The sequence below is a fragment of the Paenibacillus montaniterrae genome, assembly GCF_018403185.1.
GTDB lineage: Bacteria > Bacillota > Bacilli > Paenibacillales > Paenibacillaceae > Pristimantibacillus > Pristimantibacillus montaniterrae.
The window spans coordinates 730,042-749,961 of sequence record NZ_BOSE01000002.1; the positions used below are offsets into that span (position 1 = coordinate 730,042).

Consider the following 19,920-nt stretch of genomic DNA (forward strand, 5'->3'; position numbering starts at 1 on the left):
ACGATCACCTCTTAATATAACTCAGCATAATATCCTCAATCGACGGCCTTTCAATGTACACATTTTTCATTTGACGTCGTACCGCAGCTTTATCCGCGGTCAGGCCGGAAAATCCGTAATCCGTTTCATCGAGCGTTAAAAATAAAGCCTTGCTCTGCTCGTTCAGCTCCTTATTATCTCCTTTAACCAGGCCATGCTTATCCAGCAATAGATCCTTTTCCTCACTAAAAATGATACGGCCGCCGTGAATAAGAATGAGCATATCCGCAACCTTGTCCAGATCAGACGTAATATGTGAGGACAGAAACACACTTTTTCCTTCTCCGACATATTCCAATAAAATGTCCATTAGCTCCAATCTCACCTGCGGATCGAGCCCGCTTGTCGGCTCATCCATAATCAACAAATCAGCATGATGGGAAATCGCCAGTGCAATTGCATACTTCATGCGCATCCCTTTCGACAACGTGCCAATCCTTTGATTCAGAGGCAGTCCAAAACGGTCAATATTTCGCTTAAATAAGCGATTATCCCAGTTGCTATAGGAGGCCGCAATAACATTCTTCATCTCCAGCAGCGTTAAATCATCATAAAAATAACCGTCATCCAGCACAATGCCGATTCGATTTTTAAACTCATGCTCATTATTTTGAATGCTCTTGCCAAAGAATTTAATTTCTCCCGCATCCTTCTGTATTAACCCGAGCAGCAGCTTAATCGTCGTTGTTTTTCCAGCACCATTTACACCTATAAATCCGGTAATGCATCCTTCAGTTAAGGAAAAGCTTACGTTATCCAGCTTAAAGCTTCCCAACTGCTTCGTTAATTCGTTAACCTCCAGAATAGGCTTCATTCCTCTTCCTCCTCAAACAGCAAGTCCATCATCGCGTAAAGCTCGCTTTTCTGAATACCAAGCATACGTGCCGCTTCCCACGCTTCGGTCAGCTTGCTCTCCACCATGCGTCGTTTTGACTCCATTAACAATTCAACATTTTCCTTGGCGACAAATGAGCCCTTGCCAGCCTTGGTCGTAATAAACCCTTCCGCTTCCAGCTCATCGTATACTCTTCGTGTCGTCAGTACACTGACATGCAGATCATTCGCCAGCGCGCGAATGGAAGGCAGCATCTCGCCTTCAGCCAGCTCTCCTTGCAGAATCGCTTGCTTGATTTGATCTTTAATTTTCTGATATATGGGTAAGTCCGATGTATTCGTAATGATGATTTTCATAAAACCTCCATGACAGCCTGCAAGTTTTGCTCGGATTCTTCGAATCCAACTGTGTATCTCCTACATTAACAGAATACACAGTATGCACAGTTGTGTCAAGAAAGGAACCAGAAACGAAACCGTTTGTGGCTCGCTCAAAAACAGAAATATTTTTTTAACTATCGGTAGTTAAATTATTGACTTAATCTTTTTCCTGTTGCTATAATGAGCTAGACCATTTATCGAAGGAGCGATCGCTATAAAAAAAAGAGAGCTTACATCTAGCCAATTAATTGAAGCAGCATTTGAGCTATTTACAGAGCATGGTATTGAGAAAACGAGTTTAGCGATGATCGCCAAAAAGGTGGGGATGACCAAGCCCTCGATCTATTATCATTTTTCCACCAAGGAAGAGCTCATTAGCCAGGTTTTCGAGTACATTTTCAAAGACCATTATTTTAATTCCTATTTTCAAACTGATTCACTCGACAAAGAGCAATTTGCGCAAAGCCTTTACCAAGGCGGACTAAAGATGATGCCTGGCCAAGACAGAGCGAATTATGCCGTTTTGCGAGTACTGAATGAATTTGTCATACTATCTGAACGTGAAGCACTGTATAGGGAGCGCATAATCAAGCTGCAGCATGATTTTCTTGACGGATTTCGCAAGCTGCTGCTCGCCGGGGCGGATTTAGGAGCTGTTGCCTCGCACAATATCGACTATAAAGCAACGATTCTTGCGCTGGTCATTGATAATTTATCTCGCTCTGTTTTGATGAATGTGGAAATCGATTACGAAGGTGTATGGAAGGAAGCAGTGAACAGTATCCTTAACGAAGATTCGAAAATTCGCTAATATCCAAATTAGAGGTGAGGAATTGAAGGCTATTATTATTACAGGGGCATCGCAAGGAATTGGCGAAGCGCTAGCCAACCAACTACTTAACGAAGCCCATCATATATGCTGTATATCCAGAACTAGCAATCCAAAGCTTATCGAGCGTGCCAAGCAAAGCAGCAATAAGCTAAGCTACTTCCCGTTTGACCTTACCCGATTAAACGAGATTGATCAGCTTTTTGCAGAGGTATTTGCCGCAATTAACGCCGAGTCGAAGCTGGACGCCATCTATCTAATCAATAATGCAGGGATGCTATCTCCCGTTGCACCTATTGAATTAAATAGCGCGACCAGCATCATTGAAAATGTACATGTCAATTTGCTCGCTCCTATGATTATTACATCTAATTTTATAAGACTGACACAAGAAATGAACATCGATAAACGGATCATGAATATCTCATCGGCCTCAGCCAAATATTTACTGCCGGCGCAAAGCTGCTACAGCACCGCTAAAGCGGGCTTGGATTCCTTCTCCAAAAGCATAAATCTGGAGCAATCCGGCAAGCAATATCCTGTCAAGGTCGCTGCTGTATATCCTGGCATGATCGACACGCAGCTGCAAGCCGAAATCCGTTCCACAAGCAGCAAGCTGTTTCCGTATGTAGAGCAGTTCAAGCAACTAGCTGAAGCCGGGCAGCTTCAAACCCCGGACTATACAGCCGAAAAATTAATTGAAATTCTGTTCCGACATGATTTTGGCAGCAACGCACTTATTGAAGAGCTGTGAAAAGTAAAGAGTTGAAAGGCTGGCAAAGGGATGGCTAGACGCTAAGGAAGCTGGATAACGTTATGTGTGACACAATGAAGCCTTTCTCATTCTAAGGAATATCTAGCGTCTTATTAGGCGGTTTCCCCCGTATTTGGGGCAGATTTCCGTACTTAAGGTTATGTATATTCGTTAGAATGTCCATCGCCTCCAAACGGATCAATTAACGTTATCCAGATTCTTTAAACCTTCACTTTAACCTTGCACAGAGGCTTACAGGACGGCCTCTTCCCGTTAATCAGTTACAACATTGGCGCAACTTGAGCAACAAAAGAGCCTCTACCCTTTATTTAAGATAGAGGCTACTTCTTTATACTAGAGAACAATTAATTTAATGAAACCGTTTTCGATTCATCTGTGACTACATGATTGGCTTTGCTTTGTTCATGTCTCGCATTTAATTCTTCCTGTATTTCAAGCATTTTTTCTTTTGTTAGCGGATAAAACTTCATCGCAATGACGGAAATAATCCACGCCACCATAACCGTTCCGATATACAATGCCATCGTAACCCAAAATATAGATTCGGAATAAGGAGTATTTATATCAGGAAATGCTGCCTTAAATCCTATTGCTGCTAAAGTTAAACCGACGACGGTTTGTGCTAATGAAGAAACGACTTTATCAATAAATGAATATGTTGTAGAGATAATACCTGGTACAAAACGTCCTGTTCGATATGTTTCATAATCTACAATATCCGGTATTAATGGAGAGACCAGCCCTGTCGATAGAAAAATAAACGCTCCGCTCAATAACATCAGCAAGACGAAAGCAATCGTCATAAAGCCCAAATTGTCAAACCCGATTTGAGTCGGATCTCCCAACCATAGAAGCAGAAAGAGCAGGGCATAGGTGATGATACATCCCCATGTTGCCGCTACATAGCCTCTTTTTGTACCAACCTTTCTTGCCCACTTTATTCCGAAAAAAATCATAAGAAGATTTACGAAAATTGCAGGCATTGCCATCTGGCCTGACATAGAAAAGTTACCAATAATAATGCCATACAACATGACAATAACAACCTGATTCGAATGCGTCTGCATCGCAAGCTTATCCGAAGTGACTGATAAAACAAAGATTTGCAAGGCTCGGTTCCCTTTTATCACTTGCCACATATCCTTAACACGAACCTTTTCCGAGCTACCCGATTTCGTTTCCAGATTTTCCATACGGTCCTTTGACCAGATAGCTGCAACACATAGCGCATATAGTATACCTGCTATTCCAACTACAGTAAGCACCATCTCTTGAAAGAAGTCAGGATTGTTGAAGCCGCCGTATTTAGGCACCAAATAAAGCGAGTTATACATTGAAAAAAGAGACAGGAATACCGTCGTATAAGCAGCTTCAATTCCTCCTAACACCGGACGCTGCTTAGGATCATTAGTAATGATGGCAAGCCCGGACCATTTCGAAATAGCTGCAAATGTATAGCCGAGAATATAAAAAGCATAAACAATAATAAAGTAAATCAGTTTCATGCTGCTCGGAACAAGATGCGTGGTAAAAAACATAACCACGGTGGATACGCTCATAATGATATAGCCGGAAATGACAAATGGTTTCACTTTGCCATATTTTCCTTTGGAGCGGTCTATCAAAAATCCTACAATAGGATCCGTAATGCCATCAAAAAATCGAGAGCCTGTAATCACGAGTGAAGCAACGACCGTTCCAAGACCTACAATGCCAGCCGCGTAATAGGAGACCAGCATCATTAGCGCCATAAATAACTTTTGTCCCAAGACACCTGCCGGATAACAAATTAATTGCCATGTTTTAGCGCGGTTATAGCTGATTTGTGAATTCATTAGATGTAACCCCTTTCAAAATAATCATGAACTGGCAGGTACGTTGCCTTTTTCAGTATGATCTTCCACAGTGACACGCTTAATAAAGAAGGACAACACTAAGCTTACAGCACCGAAGATCAGTATGACAAAATAAGCATCATTTACACCTTGTATGGACGCTGCTGCTGCCATTTGCTCCTCTGTCTGGCTTGTGCCTTGAGTGATCATCTGCTGCAGATATCCTTCCGTTCTGCTCGTCATAATAGTTACTAGCAAGGCCGTACCTATTGCAGCAGCTACTTGCTTTGCGGTATTAGAAATTGCAGTGCCATGGGCATGGAGTGCCGGTGGCAACTGATTAAGCCCTGCGGTCTGGATTGGCATGAGAAACAAAGCCATGCCGAGCCTTCTGCCCGCATACATTAAAATGAGTACGATATAACCTGTTGAGAGTGACAAGTTAGTAAAGGTGTAGGTTGTTGCAAGTACTATTGTTATCCCTGCAACAGACAGCCATTTTGCTCCAAACCGATCAAACAACTTGCCAACTACAGGATTCAGCACGCCCATTAACAGTGCGCCCGGAAGCATCAAAATCCCTGACTCCAAAGCAGTAAAGCCTCTAGCATTTTGCAAGTATAGCGGCAGCAAAATCATATCCGCATACATAAGAACGGTAACTGTACAATTGATAATTGTAGTTAACGAAAACATATCGTATTTAAAAGCTGTTAGATCAAGGAATGGCTCCTTAGCACCCAACTGTCTCCAAATAAACAATCCTATTGTAACAACTCCTACTAGCAAGGAGATTATTACGACATAGCTAGCCCAACCACTGTTCCCCGCTTCACTAAAGCCATACAGCAGAGCGCCAAACCCGATGATAGTCAGCATTAAACTGATTGTATCCAACCTGGTTTTGCTGGTCTTTGATACATTTTTCAGCAGAATGAAACTGCTTACAATAATAATAACGATAAAGGGAATCATGCCATAAAACAACGCGCGCCATGTGAAAACATCAAGTACATAGCCTGCAAGAGTCGGCCCGATTGCCGGAGCGAAAATCACTGCAAGCCCGACAGTCCCCATTGCTGCTCCCCGTTTGTCCGGCGGAAATAATGATAAAACAACAGTCATTAGCAGCGGCATCGTAATTCCGGTAGAAACCGCTTGAATCATCCGTCCCGATAGTAGAACCGCAAAGCTCGGGGCGATAGCCGACACTACAGTGCCAATAAGAAAAATAATCATAGACGTGTGGAATAGCTGCCGAGTTGTAAAACGTTTCATTAAAAATCCGGTAATTGGAATGCAAATGCCGTTCACAAGCATATATCCCGTTGTAAGCCATTGCCCGGTCGCAGGCAGTACACCGAACGCATCCATTAATGTTGGTAATGCGACTGTCATCGTTGTCTGATTGAATATTGTAAAGAAAGCGCCCAGTATCATCACCGTTAAAATAGGGATTCTCTTTGTTAAGCTAATATCTGATTCTGCACCTGTCATGAAGCTGTAGTTCCTCCATCAATAACCAACTCACTGCCGGTGACATACGAGGCTTCATCTGATGCTAAATACAATACACCATACGCGATATCGTCCGCTGTCCCGAAACGAGGCAGCGGCGTTCTATCCTCGAAATATTTTTTTGTTTGTTCATGATTAAGAATTCCTTCGGTCATCGGTGTAATAATCAATCCAGGATAAATGGAATTGACCCGAATGTTGTCCTTGGCGAAATCTACAGCAGCCGCTCTGGAAATAGCTCGCAAGCCACCTTTGGATGCGGTGTAACTATTAAATCCGCCGCCACCAATACTCGCAAGAGAAGCAATATTAATAATCGAACCTCCTCCATACCTTTTCATGCCAGGCACAACATGCTTCATCCCCAAATAACTTCCCGTTAAATTAATTTTCAAAACACGCTCCCATTCATCTGCAGTATCCGTTTTTCCTCTGATGCCGGCACTATTCACAAGTACATTTACAGTACCGAATACGCTCTCAGCCTTCTCTAAGACAGAGACCCAGCCCTCCTCTTCTGCAACATTATGTGTAACGGCGATCACATCGCCCTGAAGAGCAGCAATTTCATTGATCGCAGCCTCAAGCTTATCTGTTTGGAGGTCTGTCAGGACCACTTTAGCTCCTTCCATTGCTAAACGTTTTGCAGTGGCTTTCCCTATACCACTTCCCGCTCCTGTTACGATAACAACCTTCCCGTTCATTCGTCCCATTTATTTTTCCCCCTTCATCCGTTTATTGCTAAGCGCTTACTTTGTTAGGATACGGTTATTTTCAACTTCTTTATTGTAATTTGGTTTTATTTTTTTTATAATAGTATGAAATTTCATTACTTATCTCATTAAAGAGAGGAAAATTTATGGCTACAAGCGCTGATACAATTAAAAATAAGTGTCAATTAATTTCAGCTGTTTTTGATTTAACAATCTATTTTATAGCCCCTGATGGAGCCATCCTATACGAAAATATCAATCAAACGCTGCCGCATCCATTTTTGGATAACAATAAGGATCATTTTTTCAACCATTTAAACTTTACCCCTGGCCAATTAAATCGATTTCCCGTCATTCAAAAATCACAATATATAGAAAAATATATACTGATAAGCTGTATCGATAGCTCGTCCAATGCTTTCGAAGGTACCGTCATGATCGGCCCAGTTCTTTCTTATCCACCAAGTGAAGATAAAATTAGCAGCTTAATCAATGACAAGCGTGCATTTTTTCAACGCGAGAGTATTTTGAAATACTACGAAAATTTGCCAGTTATCCATACAAAAAAGCTAATTGATGTATGCACAATCGCATACTACCTAATCAATCATGAACTTCTTTCTCCCGAAGCTATAACGATTCAATCCTCAAAAAAACCAATGGTAGAGCAAGCTGCTAAAGAAACGAATTTGGCACTTTCCAAAATGCTGCAAAATGATACGCTACATTATGATCGGATGTTTGAAAAGCAACTATTGGACATGGTAAGAGAAGGAAGAGTCGAAGATTTAAAACAGTTAACGGCCATTAAAAGGGAGGAAGAAGCTACTACGATTTTATCCAAATCAAGCTATATCCGCTCACTTAAAAACCATATTATTACGATGTTAGCGCTCGTGTCGCGCGCAGCAATTGAAGGCGGACTACAGGATGAATTGGCATGTTCCTTGCATGAAAATTTTATTGTACAGCTAGAGCAATTGAATCGCTTGGATGAAGTAAGAAACTTTACGCCGGCAGCTCTGTATACATTTGTTAAAAAAGTGAAGCAAATTAAAGAGGAACGTTATTCTGCAACCATTTCTGCATGTAAAAATTTCATTGACAAGCATATTTACCAAAAATTCAGTCATGATGATCTGGCAAATCATGTTGACCTGAGTCCAAAATACTTGTCTGTATTATTTAAACAAGAGGTTGGTATTTCGGTTAGTGAATATATTCAGCAATGTAAAATGAATGAAGCCAAACGTTTGCTGGCTTTCAGTAAAACTCCGATATCTGAAATCGCTTCTTTGCTTCAGTTTAATGATCAGAGCTATTTTACAAGAGTATTTAAAGACTACGCCGGCATAACGCCAAAAAAATATCGTGAGACTTATCATCTCTTAGATCAGCAATAAAATACGGTTGGATTTAGATCAGTGAAAAAAGCGAAGGTGCAAAGCATTCCTGTAATGTTGTTCGATTGCTATGCTCCTTCGCTGCTGCTTTCTTGCATAAGCGCTATGATTTTTTAATTTTTGTTAGTTTTTCGTTTAATAGATACAGCAATTTATCATTGTAAATATCTCTGGAAATTTTCGATACTTGATCAATCGTCATTTGCCGCTTCATTCCAAACATTGGATGTCCATCATAATCACCCAAATACTCTCTTAACACAGCGTCAGCTTCTTTATTTTCTTTAAGCTCGCCAAAGCTGCATCTCGTCGAATAAACATCATCGGTGATTTGAATTTCTTTCACCTCGACGTCACTTAGATCAGGCATATTGAACCAATTGGCGGCAGCCGTTCCTATTCCGTCCTCAGGAGAGGTATAGCTTGGATTAGGTTCAGCTACTTTATTGAAGACGGCTACATCCTCCAATATTATGTTAGACTGACTGCTTACTGCTTTAATAGTCGTCGTCCCTTCCTGCAATCGAACATTTTCAAAAATAAAGACTTTGTCATCGCTTTTTGCTGAGCCATGCTCCTGGCCATTTACATAAAGCGTAACTTCAGTACAGTTGGAATAGATTTTAATAGCAATAGCATCCTCTACTCGATCTACAAAACGTTTGCTTGTGATGTGAACAAATTTCTCGTCACTCCAATGTGCTTTATACATATAAAATGCATCTTTTTTTATCTTTCGATCATACGTTACCAGGCCTTTGTTGTTTCTCCCCTTCACACCGGCCTCATCACGAACATTTGCAGCAAAATCAAACATATTCCAGACGTAAGTCCCCATAAGAAACGGCTTCTGCTCGAATATTTTCCATACTCTTTCATGAAAAAGAGCATGATATTCCTCGGTATAGTCCCTTACTTGCGGGGTACTGCTATGATACTGAACTAATCCCTCGGCTCCATACTCTGAAATACATAAGCTGACCCCAGGATTTGTCTCGTGAAACTCATCAATCCATTCCGAAAAATATTCTGGTTGACTGCCATACCATCCATAATATTTGTTATAGCCAACAATATCCGAGATAAAATTATAGTCATCTGTAATCTCTACGAAGGATGTATGAGCCATTGTTGTCAAGCGGGTTGGGTCTACCTTTTTCGCCAAATCATTCAGCTCTTTAACTAATCTTCTCGCCTCGGCTCTTTCTCCTCCAATCTGGATTTCATTTTGCACACCCCAGAACATAATAGAAGGATGATTAATATTTTGCTTGATTAGCTCAAGCAGCTGCTGCTTGGCATTCACTCCCTCAAGCTCATAATCCGACATTTTCGAAATAAAAGGAATTTCTGCCCAAACAACCATACCTTCTTGATCACACAAATCATAGAAAAACTGATCATGCTGATAATGGGCAAGCCGAATAGAGTTAGCCCCGAGCTCCTTAATAAGCGCCATGTCCCTAAGCTGCTCTTTTTCTGAAATCGCCCATCCCAAGTCTTTGCTGTCCTGATGTCTTGCAACGCCTTTTAATTGCAAGCGCTCACCATTTAAGAAAAAGCCTTTTTCAGAGTCAACGTTAAAATATCTTACTCCAAACGGGATAGTAAGCTCATCGATTGTGTCATTGAAGCTTTGCAGCGAGACTTTGGCGTTGTATAAGTAAGCGTTGTTTCGTCCATTCCAAAGATTCGGGTTCTCAATAACAGCTGGCAAGTCAACCTCTAGCGTTTCACCCGCGGGTACGACTACTTCATTTGCACGGTAGGTCGTAAGACGATTGGTTGCATCGAGTATTTCGCTCCAAACCCTTACTTTTTTATCCTCGTTATCCTTATTCGTTATTCTCGTTTTGATCGTAATGGAAGCCTTTTCACTTGTGACCTCATCTTGTACAATATAAATTCCATTTGAACCATAATCCATAAGGTCAACATGCACATGATTCACAATAACAAGATTTACATCGCGATAAATACCACCGAAGAAGGTGAAATCTGCTTTTTGCGGATAAACATCATCTACAACAGTGTTATCTACCTTGACAGCCAACACATTCTTTTGACCAAATTCTATCATCTCAGTAATATCAAATCTAAAGGTCGAATATCCGCCCTTATGCTGTCCAATATACTGACCATTCACATATACATCTGTTACGCTGTTTGCACCCTGAAATTCGATATATACGTTGTTCCCTGCTGAAAGGTTGTCAACGACAAATTCTTTTCTATACCAGCAGGCTCCCGTATAAAAATCATTCCCATTCGCTCCGTCGATCGCATTCCAGGTGTGTGGCAAATGGATCGGCTCCCAGTTTTCATCGTTGTAGCTTTTACGCATGGCTTGACTGTCATTTTGCTTCGTAAATTTCCATCCGCTATTGATGTTTATTAACTTTCTCATTAAAAATATTACCTCCCTTTATCCTCGCAAATATGCTTATACGATAAGCACTCCTTCCGCCTTTACGCTGGAACGAGCTGTCCTCAACAGCATAACATGATGCGTTGAAACGTTATGGTATTTTCGTATGTTTTTTGGACTAATTATGCAGAGCTATGTTTAAACAGCAAAGGGGCTTGTTCAACACGTCAGTGGAAACTGACAAGTTGAACAAGCCCTCTGTTGGTATGTTATTAAATCTTGAGCAAGCCGCGGAAGCCTCTTGCACCGTAGTAGGAATCTGCTCCGTTGTGGTAGACGAACACGGTGTCATAGCGGCGATCGCAAAAGAGCGCTCCGCCGAGCTTTCGAATGTGATCCGGTGTTTTTACCCAGCTTGAGGTTTTCAAATCAAAGCTGCCAAGCCTTTGCAGCTCGCGATATTGCTCCTCTGTTAGCAGCTCAATGCCCATCTCCGTTGCAACATCAATGGCGCTATTTTGTGGCTTATGCTGTTTTCTCGCTTCCAGTGCTGCGCGATCGTAACACAAGCTTCTGCGCTCTTTCGGACTTTCCGCCGAACAATCGTAAAAGATGTATTCACCCGTCTGATCGTCATAACCGACTACATCCGGTTCGCCAGCCGTTCTTTCCATTTCATAGAGTGACCACAGCTTTTCAGGCTGCGCTGCTTCAAGCCTTGCTTGTACATTGGGCCACTCTAAACCTGGATGACGATCCATATTTTTCTCAAAACGTGCCTTCAATATAACAAGCAGTTCATCACGTTGATCTGGCGACAGTTCCTTTTTCATACTTTCATTCACATTTGTCATGATAATTGCTCCTTTAACAGCTGCTTGTCCATTAACAATCAGCTCATATTCGACTCATACGCATTTATGTTCATATCGCGACTCGCTGCTTGCGTCTAACATCTTACATGCTTGCGTTTAAAGCCAAGCTGCCCCTTGTCGATAGCCTTTTGAATATTTTCGAAGGCATGAATATGCTTGCTTTTATTTTTGTCCGGAACCTCAACTGGCCCGACTGACTTGGCTGTCTCAACTGCCTTATCATGCAGCGGCACATACGAAACAGCCACTGTGTACATAAAATTGTTCATTGAATATTTCGTTCGTACCGGGGCATCATGTATCGTGCGCTCCACCAGCTCGAGCATAGCGGCGATTTTCTCCTCGGAAAATTCATGATCCGGTCGGTTCCCCAGCAGCCAGCAGTAACAGCTCCAGCCGGCCGACATTCTCAGCTCTTCGCCGCTGGCGATCCATTTATCTGCAACCTCCTGAGCAATATCTGCTTCCGATAACGTGACAGCGACTACATAATCGGACAGCATATAAAAATACGCCGCATCCATCCAGCGGTCATAATCGGCTGCCGTCATCGCATTCGGATCGGCAATAATGCCGGCAAAGTACATCGCGTCGTAGTTTCCTGTCGCGTAAAGCTGTTCGGCGAGCGGCTGATTAATTTTTGTTTTTCTGAAAATAGGCTTCATCTTGCCTGTCGCCACACCAAAAAGCGGCTCATGCGCGCCGTTGGACATGTACATCTTCTTTAGTCGTTCATTGCTAAGAGCTTCAAGCTCCTGCATAACCATTTCAAAATCCATTGTGTTACTCTCCCTTCTTACTTGCCGTTCACTAACTCTGTCCTCTAAAGAGAAATAGACCGCCCCTCAGGAAAAGGAATCGCGGTCTATCTGTCTTTTCTATTTACCCTTAAGAAGCCTACCGCCATTAAAAGCGGCTATTGCTATTGCATCAAGGGGCTGTGTTAGCGCACAGCTCCTTTTTGCATTATACACCAAATTATAAAGCTCTATTCCATAACAATAATTGCATATCTTACGTTACATGTATATATAGCTATGATACCACGTATGAATTCACGCTTACAAGAGTCTCGCATCTATTTCAATAATTGTCCAGTCTGTCGAGCAGTCTGGCTACCGCTTCAGCAGTAAAATGAATCCCCGTTCCCGCTCCATTATATACAATGTCGCCTGCTTTCATCCGCTGGTCAAGCCAATCGCTAATAAAGGCGGGCGCATATCCGCCAGTGCTGAACTCACCGCCAAAAGCAATCATTTTCGAATAATCATCCAGATAGCCTTGTCTCGTCACATCAGCATTAGCACGTGTATATAGCCAAAATTGCACATCATACATCAACGTCGAGCGCTCATCAGCATGCAAGGCAAAATAGCCTTTCTCCTCGACAATTTGCCGGCAAATTTCACGAATTTTGCTCTCGATTTGCGATACTTCCGTTGCCTGCTCGCATAGCTGCTCCAGCAGCGGAGAAAACGCGCCATTGGCAACCCGCTCGAGAGCAGCAGCTTTATCCGCTTCTGATGTATCATACGTATCGGGATGGACCAGCCCTTGAATAAAGCTTTCAAAATTCGGTGCGAGAAATGTAATTTCATAATCGCTTTCCTGGTCGACATGAATGACCTCCGGCTCCCCGTCTGGACCACAAGCGCGATAGTCAAGCATAACGACATCATGCCCTGCCGACGGACAATCGCATATTACAACGCCAATGTCCGGGTAACCCCACTCCTCGATCATAAACCTGCTGCCCGAATCTCCAGCAAGCGAGCAGCTTTTGCTGCTGCCAATTCCCATAATCCCTGTAATCGCGATATGGTCTTCCGCCCAGCTCGTCGGCAGCTCAGTAGGGAAGCATGTATTTACTGGAATGCCGCCGTTTTGCATGCGCATAAGCTGAATATAGGACTGCGGCAGCTTATAGCCAAGCTCCTTCTCTACAGCAGCAATAACATCATCAGTCGGGTACGGCAGCACATATTCCTTGTCCGCATAATCACTCTTTTCCCAAAAGCTCGACAGATCAACATGGGCAAAGGGCTGCTCTGCCGCCCCATTGCTAGCCTGCTGCCGCTCAAGCAACCGGGCTCTGGCAGCAGCTGACAACTGTTTATTCTGCTCTTGGCGCTCCAGCTTGCCACGCACATAGTCCAGAAAATCCTCTATATCCTCATCACCAGGCTGCAGCTCATTTGCTTCAGCAAACGCCTGCACCGCCTGCTCATATTGCGCTAAATTCGCGTATGCATAGCCAGCCCGATAGTGCCACACTGCATCTCTCTCCGCGTCGGGAAACAAAAACAGCAGCTCTAGTGCCTGCTCATATTGCCCAAGATTGTTAAATGCTCTAGCCAGCCAACCCGTCAACTCTAATGTACGCTCTGCCTCATCAATCGCCAATATCGCATCAACAATGAACTGATGCTGATCGTCCTCATGCCATGCTTGCAGTTGCTCGTTATCTATCATGCTTTCTTCCTCCTATATTAGCTCTATGAAAATATTAACATAAAGCCAGTTCAAACGAACTGAGACTAAGTGCTCCTTCGTTCAAATTAGCGATCGACCTAAGGACTATTTTTATTGTTGACAATTTACATCGGAATACTCTATAATCAATCACAGCCTGCTACACATTTATTACTTTTCCAATTGTCTGGGGATAAAAAAATGAAAAAAATAAACAACTGGTATAACAATCAACTTATTCCATGGCTTCTTCCTATTATCGCAATTATTATTTGGCAAATATTAGGACAATACAAGATTATAAGCTCCTCCATTCTGCCAACGCCCTTTGATGTGATAGAAGCTGCAATCCAATTGACGAAATCCGGAAAATTGCAGGAGCATGTTTGGATTAGTACACAGCGTGCTTTAATCGGATTTTTCATAGGAGGCATCATCGGCTTTATACTTGGACTCCTCAATGGAACCGTTAAGTTTTTTGAAAAAACAACGGATACGACGATGCAAATGATCCGTACGATTCCGCATTTGGCTCTTATTCCGCTTGTTATTCTATGGTTTGGAATCGGGGAATCTGCAAAAATTTTTCTCGTCGCGCTTGGCGTCATGTTCCCTGTATACATCAACACCTTCAGCGGCATTCAAAATGTCGACCGCAGGCTGATTGAGATGGGAAGCGTATATGGATTATCAAAGTGGAAATTGTTTGTAAACATCATTTTGCCTGGCGCCCTGCCTTCAATTCTCGTAGGCATTCGCTATGCGCTCGGTGTAATGTGGATGTCCTTAATTGTAGCGGAAACGATTGGTGCTGACTCCGGGATCGGCTTTATGGCAACAAGCGCCCGTGAATTTATGCAAATGGACATTGTCGTGCTCACGATCGTGCTGTACGCGATTTTAGGAAAGCTGTCCGATGTCATTGCAAAGCTGTTTGAACACCGCTTTTTAAAATGGAGTCCTGTTTACCGTAAAAAATAACTAGCCAACGCAACAGCTGGCCGAATCATATTTGGAGGACGTCATGATCAACATTGAACTTAAAAATGTCAGCAAACGTTACGGCGATAACGAAGTATTGCACAATATTGATTTATCGATTGAGCAGGGAAGCTTTACCGCCATCGTTGGCCGAAGCGGCTGCGGCAAGAGCACCCTGCTGCGAATTATCGCCAAGCTGGAGCAGATTACAACAGGAGAATTGAATTTCTCCAGCAACGAAGCAAGCAATCCGAAAATCCGGATTATGTTTCAGGATGACAGGCTGCTGCCTTGGAAATCAATTATAAAAAACATTGAGCTTGGCGCAGTCAATCCGGCCGTAGCCAAAGAGTCTTTAGAGAAGGTTGGATTGATCGACAAGCAGCATGACTGGCCAGATCAGCTATCAGGCGGTCAAAAACAACGCATCGCGCTGGCCCGTGCCTTAGCAAGCAATCCGGATATTTTGCTGTTTGACGAGCCGCTTGGCGCACTGGACGCTTTAACTCGCATTGAAATGCAAAATCTCATTGAAGGGCTTTGGCAGCAGCAGAAATTCACATCCCTGCTCGTTACCCATGATGTAACAGAAGCTGTGCGGTTAGCGGATCGCGTTATCGTAATCGACCGAGGAGCCATCCAGCTCGATGAGCGCATTGACTTGCCAAGGCCTCGAGAGCGCAACGACAAATTTACTTATTATGAAACAAAAATATTGAATCAAATTCTGGAGGGATAAAAACATGAAAAAAACCTTACTCATCTCATTAATTGCCTTATTCACATTGGTTTTAGCAGCTTGCGGAAGCAATTCCTCCGGCGGCAATGCCAGCAACACATCTACTGGCGGTTCTGCCACTAATACACCAACAACCGAGCAAAAAGGTGTCGTTACGATTGGCTACCAAAAAGGAAATACGCTAAACATTCTAAAAGAGCATGGAAATTTGGATCAAGCCTTAAGCGAAAAGGGCTATAAAGTAGAGTGGAAGGTGTTCCCTACCGGCACAGTTTTATTGGAAGCTCTAAACACGAATAATATTGACTTCGGTCATGCATCTGACGGCAACGCTGTATTTATGCAAGCAGGCGGACATCCGTTGAATTATGTGGCAGCTGAGTCGCCATATCCAGAAGGCGTCGCACTAGTTGTTAAAGCAGATTCCAGTATTCAAACTGTAGATGACTTCAAAGGGAAAACAATCGGGGTAACGAAAGGCGGTAACCAGCATTACTTGCTGCTGGTTGCTTTGGAGAAAGCCGGCATTGCATTGGACGAAGTAGACATCAAGTTCTATAAGGACGCTGCGGAAGGCTTGGCTGCCTTTACGAAAGGCGAGTTCGATGTATACGGCACTTGGGACCCATACCTGGCTATCGTAGAAAGCACCGTTGAAACACGCACGATCGTGAACGGAACAGACAACTCGGAAAATCGCACCTTCTATTTTGCAACTGAGGACCTTCTGAACAATAAAGCGGAGGTTGTATCGATCATTTTGCAAGAGCTGCAAAATGCGGATCAATGGGCTAACGAAAATAAACAAGAGGTTTCACAAATTTTATCCGAGGAATTAGGGCTGGACATCGAGCCACTGCAAAAAGCAAATGATCGCCGTACCTTTGGCGTTGAAAAGATCGGTGATGCAATCATTACAAGCCAGCAAAAATTAGCTGACAAATTCGTTGAAGCAGGACTGCTCGAGCAACAAATCAGCATTAAAGATGCGGTAAATATCGACGATTCCACCATACCAAGCAACATTCAATAAGGAGAATTGAACATGACACAAGTAATTGAAAATGCATTTTTGAGCTACGGCAAGAATGACGCGCCTGTAAAGGTGGAAGTATTTTTGAACCTGGCATGTCCGTATTGTGGAACATTTTTTCAAGCAGCTGATGAAGCATTAACCTCCTATATTGAAAATGGGCAGGTTCAATATGTCATTAAGCATTATGACAAGCCGCGTGAAATGCTGCTATATGGCACGCTAGCGAACGCATTTTTAGACTATAAGGACCCACAGCGTGTTTACGAGCTGATGAAGGACTTGTTCGCCAGACAAAGCGAATGGAGCGAATCCGACAGTCATTCGATTAAAAAGCTGCTAAGTGAAGAATATGGTTTGCAGGAGCAGCCGGAAAATATTGACCTGAGCCTAAGCATTATTGCAGAAGCGATTAAACGCAATGTGAAAATGGTGCCGACCGTATTCATTAACGGCAAAGAGTTCCAATACCCTGTTGAAATTGATGCCCATGAGTTGAAGCAGGAAGTCGAGCAGGCTCTGGCATAATTCGCTAGGAGCGGAGTTCATCCTTACAAATAAGCACAAAGCACCCCCCTCGAAAAAATGTTTGAGGGGGGTTTGCTTATGCTCCATCATTCATTCAAACAAAGCTCATTACGGCCAATCAAAGCCGCCTCCATCAGGATTGCAGCGTTTGAGCCGCTGCACCCCTTTATATATGCCTTTGAAAGCACCATATTGGGATATTGCCAAAATCATATACTGAGAGCAGGATGGCTCGAATCGGCACTTATTCCGTATGCGATCAGGAGCGAAACGCTGATAAAGCTTTACAACACTAATCGCAATTCGCTTTAGTCGGACAACACAATAGCCTAATATAAACAATGCTGTTGCAACAATTGCTACCCAACTATCAGTCACCCAATATTTGATTATGTAAAATATAACTGCCGATACTATCAATACTATGATCATATTAAGAGCTAACATTCCCCAGCTAATCATAGGCCTTTCAAGCGTTCTTTCATAATTGACACTTCTGGGATCATTGGCATCCTCAGCAAAAAGAGCTTGAATAAGCAGGTTCTTGTCAGGCATATCCCCATAGTGAATCTTCGTTTCTTTCATTTTGCAGCTTATCCTTGTACAAAAATGAGCATGTAATAGTTTGTTGGTATCGGTTGCTGAAAGCAGCCCGGTTTTTCTGCTACAATAATCGTTTCCATAGAATGAAATTCCCATCCCTGCTGAGCCTCTCTATTAATAATATCAGCAAAATGGTCAAACGCCGCCTGTACATCGCCTTTTCCAACCTGTACCCCTTTAGGTCCTGCTACTGCTTTATACCTTTTCATAAAATAACCTCCATTATAATAGGTCTATAGTCGTACAAGAATGATCCTATACATCATTTTACATTGAATCATCATTATTTCAACCATAATTACAAAATTTTTGTCGATTTACCAAAACTAACGACAAATAGACCTCATCCCTGGAAAGGAGTCGGTCTATTTGTCGTTCGCACGTAAATGTATAGCTAATGTTGCTTCGAGTGCAGTGCCTGCGTCATGTCCAGGCTACGCACTTTGCTTGCTTGGCTTCACCACTTCAACTTCCTTGCCCTTATCCGATAATCTTGCAACAATTTTATCAAGTGTTTGCCTTGCGGTATGATCCCATACATGAGCTGCGCTTAGATCAAGACGTACTTTTGGCGCGCTATCGGCAAAATCAATTTGATCAAGCAACGTATTGCTTGATACGAAGAACAACTGTCCTTTCACACGGTAAACGGACATGCTATCACTTACTTCCTTCTCCACATCCAATTGAGCAGCTGAACGATAAGCGTATACCAGCACACTCATCAGTACACCGATGACAACACCAAGCGCTAGATTATGCGTACTCACCATCACAATCGTTGTGACCACCATAATAAAGGTATGGGCAAGCGGCTTGCTTTTAATCTGTCGAATATAACTCCAATCAAAAACCTCGATACAAACCATCAACATCACGCCTACTAGTGCGGCGATCGGAATAATATTTAAAATGTCATCAAGCACGAACACAAGCAGCAGCAGCATGATCGCCGCTACTAGTGTAGACAATCTGCCTCTGCCGCCTACCTTGACATTAATCGCCGATTCAGCAATCAATGCACAGCCAGCCATTCCTCCAACAAACCCTGTTACCGTGTTGGCAATGCCTTGTCCGCGCATTTCTTTGTCCTTGTCAGACCTCGAATCGGTCATTTCATCAATAATCGTTTGGGTCAGCAAGGTTTCAGAATATCCAACAACAGCAAGAGATAGCGCAACCGGCAGTATAATCCATAGCGTTTCTAGCGTAAATGGTACGACAGGGATATGAAACCAACTAATTGCCGACGTATCAATTGCCGCGATATCTCCAACCGTTTGCCATGAGCCTGGAACGAAAACAACCAAAAGCGTCATCGCAGCAACCGCAAGCAATGGCGACGGAATCGCTTTAAAAAACTTGGGAATGATATAAATCATTAGCAGCGTAACGCCAACCATCGCGTACATTTCCCATGATTGATTCTCAAAGTATCTCAGCTGCGAAATAAAAATAAGAATAGCTAATGAATTAATGAAGCCTGTAATGACGGAGTGTGGAACAAAGCTCATCCAGCGCCCCAGCTTGAACACACCCATCAAGAATTGAATAATGCCCGTTAAAATCGTAGCAGCAAATAAATACTCCACGCCATGAGTCGCGACCATCGCCGTCATAAGCACAGCCATCGAGCCCGCTGTCGTAGATACCATCGCCGATCTGCCGCCAAAAAACGAGATCAGGATCAGAATTGAGATCGAGGATAGAATGCTGATCATCGGATTAACTCCTGCAATAAAGGCAAAAGCCAGCGAATCTGGAATTAATGCCAACACAGTTGTAATACCCGCAAGGACATCCGCTCTTATATTAGAAAACCAATTTTGTTTTATTCTCAGCAGCATACTCTATTACGCAAACTCCTTTGCTATATTGATTTTTGCACACTTCACTACTTTACCATCTCTATCGTTGCTTGTGTATGGCTTTTTCAATAAAAACAAGCTCGCACGAAAAAACGGTATTTCATTCGGAAATCTGCGAATAAAATA

At 42.9% G+C, this 19,920-nt stretch carries 19 protein-coding genes; 7 read left to right on the forward strand and 12 right to left on the reverse strand.

The features are described 5' to 3' along the window. Nucleotides 1-4: 4 nt before the first annotated feature. A complete protein-coding gene (locus tag KJS52_RS08905) occupies nt 5-853 on the reverse strand; it encodes an ABC transporter ATP-binding protein (protein ID WP_213514374.1) in 849 nt (282 codons plus the stop codon). Next, nucleotides 850-1,230 carry a GntR family transcriptional regulator gene (locus KJS52_RS08910; protein WP_213514375.1) on the reverse strand — a complete coding sequence of 127 codons (381 nt, stop codon included), beginning with the start codon at nt 1,228-1,230 and terminating at the stop codon, nt 850-852. Before KJS52_RS08910 ends, KJS52_RS08905 begins: the two co-directional genes overlap by 4 nt. A 271-nt stretch (nt 1,231-1,501) precedes the next feature. On the opposite strand from KJS52_RS08910, the gene KJS52_RS08915 reads away from it, so the two are divergent. Both KJS52_RS08915 and KJS52_RS08920 read left to right on the forward strand, forming a co-directional pair. Further along, a complete protein-coding gene (locus tag KJS52_RS08915; protein WP_373871353.1) occupies nt 1,502-2,065 on the forward strand; it encodes a TetR/AcrR family transcriptional regulator in 564 nt (187 codons plus the stop codon). 22 nt (nt 2,066-2,087) lie between these two features. Next, nucleotides 2,088-2,837: a (S)-benzoin forming benzil reductase gene (locus KJS52_RS08920; protein ID WP_213514376.1), complete on the forward strand. Its 750-nt coding sequence runs from the start codon at nt 2,088-2,090 to the stop codon at nt 2,835-2,837. A gap of 365 nt (nt 2,838-3,202) precedes the next feature. Here KJS52_RS08920 and KJS52_RS08925 read toward each other — a convergent pair whose 3' ends face one another. From KJS52_RS08925 to KJS52_RS08935, 3 genes are read right to left on the reverse strand one after another with little or no spacing between them, the layout of a single operon-like run. Continuing rightward, entirely contained in the window at nt 3,203-4,693 is a 1,491-nt protein-coding gene (locus tag KJS52_RS08925; protein ID WP_213514377.1) for an MFS transporter, read from the reverse strand. A gap of 24 nt (nt 4,694-4,717) precedes the next feature. Further along, a complete protein-coding gene (locus KJS52_RS08930; protein ID WP_213514378.1) occupies nt 4,718-6,190 on the reverse strand; it encodes a DHA2 family efflux MFS transporter permease subunit in 1,473 nt (490 codons plus the stop codon). After that, a complete protein-coding gene (locus KJS52_RS08935; protein ID WP_213514379.1) occupies nt 6,187-6,924 on the reverse strand; it encodes an SDR family NAD(P)-dependent oxidoreductase in 738 nt (245 codons plus the stop codon). Before KJS52_RS08935 ends, KJS52_RS08930 begins: the two co-directional genes overlap by 4 nt. A gap of 146 nt (nt 6,925-7,070) precedes the next feature. Between KJS52_RS08935 and KJS52_RS08940 the strand changes: the two genes are divergently transcribed. Further along, on the forward strand, nt 7,071-8,327 hold the full coding sequence (locus tag KJS52_RS08940; RefSeq protein WP_213514380.1) for a helix-turn-helix domain-containing protein: 1,257 nt from the start codon (nt 7,071-7,073) through the stop codon (nt 8,325-8,327). Nucleotides 8,328-8,430: 103 nt separating this feature from the next. Here KJS52_RS08940 and KJS52_RS08945 read toward each other — a convergent pair whose 3' ends face one another. The 4 genes from KJS52_RS08945 to KJS52_RS08960 all read right to left on the reverse strand — a co-directional run bounded on the left by KJS52_RS08945 (nt 8,431) and on the right by KJS52_RS08960 (nt 14,042). Beyond that, on the reverse strand, nt 8,431-10,734 hold the full coding sequence (locus tag KJS52_RS08945) for a glycoside hydrolase family 2 protein (RefSeq protein WP_213514381.1): 2,304 nt from the start codon (nt 10,732-10,734) through the stop codon (nt 8,431-8,433). 233 nt (nt 10,735-10,967) lie between these two features. Then, nucleotides 10,968-11,549 carry a DUF4256 domain-containing protein gene (locus KJS52_RS08950; RefSeq protein WP_213514382.1) on the reverse strand — a complete coding sequence of 194 codons (582 nt, stop codon included), beginning with the start codon at nt 11,547-11,549 and terminating at the stop codon, nt 10,968-10,970. Between the two features lie 95 nt (nt 11,550-11,644). After that, complete coding sequence (locus KJS52_RS08955; RefSeq protein WP_213514383.1) at nt 11,645-12,349, reverse strand: DNA alkylation repair protein; 705 nt, start codon at nt 12,347-12,349, stop codon at nt 11,645-11,647. Between the two features lie 304 nt (nt 12,350-12,653). Beyond that, the gene (locus tag KJS52_RS08960) at nt 12,654-14,042 is read right to left on the reverse strand and encodes an SMI1/KNR4 family protein (protein ID WP_213514384.1); all 1,389 of its coding nucleotides are present in this window, start codon (nt 14,040-14,042) and stop codon (nt 12,654-12,656) included. 201 nt (nt 14,043-14,243) lie between these two features. Here KJS52_RS08960 and KJS52_RS08965 point away from each other — a divergent pair, with 201 nt between their 5' ends. The 4 genes from KJS52_RS08965 to KJS52_RS08980 are packed head-to-tail and all read left to right on the forward strand — an operon-like array spanning nt 14,244 to nt 17,323. Continuing rightward, the gene (locus KJS52_RS08965) at nt 14,244-15,023 is read left to right on the forward strand and encodes an ABC transporter permease subunit (RefSeq protein ID WP_213514385.1); all 780 of its coding nucleotides are present in this window, start codon (nt 14,244-14,246) and stop codon (nt 15,021-15,023) included. A 43-nt stretch (nt 15,024-15,066) separates the two neighbouring features. Next, nucleotides 15,067-15,762, forward strand: a complete 696-nt coding sequence (locus tag KJS52_RS08970) for an ABC transporter ATP-binding protein (RefSeq protein WP_213514386.1) — start codon at nt 15,067-15,069, stop codon at nt 15,760-15,762. 4 nt (nt 15,763-15,766) lie between these two features. Beyond that, nucleotides 15,767-16,795, forward strand: a complete 1,029-nt coding sequence (locus KJS52_RS08975) for an aliphatic sulfonate ABC transporter substrate-binding protein (RefSeq protein ID WP_213514387.1) — start codon at nt 15,767-15,769, stop codon at nt 16,793-16,795. Nucleotides 16,796-16,807: 12 nt separating this feature from the next. Then, nucleotides 16,808-17,323: a thioredoxin domain-containing protein gene (locus tag KJS52_RS08980; RefSeq protein ID WP_213514388.1), complete on the forward strand. Its 516-nt coding sequence runs from the start codon at nt 16,808-16,810 to the stop codon at nt 17,321-17,323. A 108-nt stretch (nt 17,324-17,431) separates the two neighbouring features. Here the strand turns inward: KJS52_RS08980 and yidD are convergent, their stop codons facing one another. The 3 genes from yidD to KJS52_RS08995 all read right to left on the reverse strand — a co-directional run bounded on the left by yidD (nt 17,432) and on the right by KJS52_RS08995 (nt 19,773). Beyond that, nucleotides 17,432-17,908, reverse strand: coding sequence for a membrane protein insertion efficiency factor YidD (yidD, locus tag KJS52_RS08985; protein WP_246563334.1), 477 nt, complete (start codon nt 17,906-17,908; stop codon nt 17,432-17,434). Nucleotides 17,909-17,916: 8 nt separating this feature from the next. Further along, nucleotides 17,917-18,135 carry a DUF4177 domain-containing protein gene (locus KJS52_RS08990; RefSeq protein WP_213514389.1) on the reverse strand — a complete coding sequence of 73 codons (219 nt, stop codon included), beginning with the start codon at nt 18,133-18,135 and terminating at the stop codon, nt 17,917-17,919. A gap of 225 nt (nt 18,136-18,360) precedes the next feature. Next, the gene (locus KJS52_RS08995) at nt 18,361-19,773 is read right to left on the reverse strand and encodes a SulP family inorganic anion transporter (RefSeq protein ID WP_213514390.1); all 1,413 of its coding nucleotides are present in this window, start codon (nt 19,771-19,773) and stop codon (nt 18,361-18,363) included. Nucleotides 19,774-19,920 lie beyond the last annotated feature (147 nt).

Coding starts and splice junctions, on each gene's coding strand:
- KJS52_RS08905 (WP_213514374.1), bottom strand. CDS start 853: ATGAAGCCTATTCTGGAGGTTAACGAATTAACGAAGCAGTTGGGAAGC.
- KJS52_RS08910 (WP_213514375.1), bottom strand. CDS start 1,230: ATGAAAATCATCATTACGAATACATCGGACTTACCCATATATCAGAAA.
- KJS52_RS08925 (WP_213514377.1), bottom strand. CDS start 4,693: ATGAATTCACAAATCAGCTATAACCGCGCTAAAACATGGCAATTAATT.
- KJS52_RS08930 (WP_213514378.1), bottom strand. CDS start 6,190: ATGACAGGTGCAGAATCAGATATTAGCTTAACAAAGAGAATCCCTATT.
- KJS52_RS08935 (WP_213514379.1), bottom strand. CDS start 6,924: ATGGGACGAATGAACGGGAAGGTTGTTATCGTAACAGGAGCGGGAAGT.
- KJS52_RS08940 (WP_213514380.1), top strand. CDS start 7,071: ATGGCTACAAGCGCTGATACAATTAAAAATAAGTGTCAATTAATTTCA.
- KJS52_RS08945 (WP_213514381.1), bottom strand. CDS start 10,734: ATGAGAAAGTTAATAAACATCAATAGCGGATGGAAATTTACGAAGCAA.
- KJS52_RS08950 (WP_213514382.1), bottom strand. CDS start 11,549: ATGACAAATGTGAATGAAAGTATGAAAAAGGAACTGTCGCCAGATCAA.
- KJS52_RS08955 (WP_213514383.1), bottom strand. CDS start 12,349: ATGGATTTTGAAATGGTTATGCAGGAGCTTGAAGCTCTTAGCAATGAA.
- KJS52_RS08960 (WP_213514384.1), bottom strand. CDS start 14,042: ATGATAGATAACGAGCAACTGCAAGCATGGCATGAGGACGATCAGCAT.
- KJS52_RS08965 (WP_213514385.1), top strand. CDS start 14,244: ATGAAAAAAATAAACAACTGGTATAACAATCAACTTATTCCATGGCTT.
- KJS52_RS08970 (WP_213514386.1), top strand. CDS start 15,067: ATGATCAACATTGAACTTAAAAATGTCAGCAAACGTTACGGCGATAAC.
- KJS52_RS08975 (WP_213514387.1), top strand. CDS start 15,767: ATGAAAAAAACCTTACTCATCTCATTAATTGCCTTATTCACATTGGTT.
- KJS52_RS08980 (WP_213514388.1), top strand. CDS start 16,808: ATGACACAAGTAATTGAAAATGCATTTTTGAGCTACGGCAAGAATGAC.
- yidD (WP_246563334.1), bottom strand. CDS start 17,908: ATGAAAGAAACGAAGATTCACTATGGGGATATGCCTGACAAGAACCTG.
- KJS52_RS08990 (WP_213514389.1), bottom strand. CDS start 18,135: ATGAAAAGGTATAAAGCAGTAGCAGGACCTAAAGGGGTACAGGTTGGA.
- KJS52_RS08995 (WP_213514390.1), bottom strand. CDS start 19,773: ATGCTGCTGAGAATAAAACAAAATTGGTTTTCTAATATAAGAGCGGAT.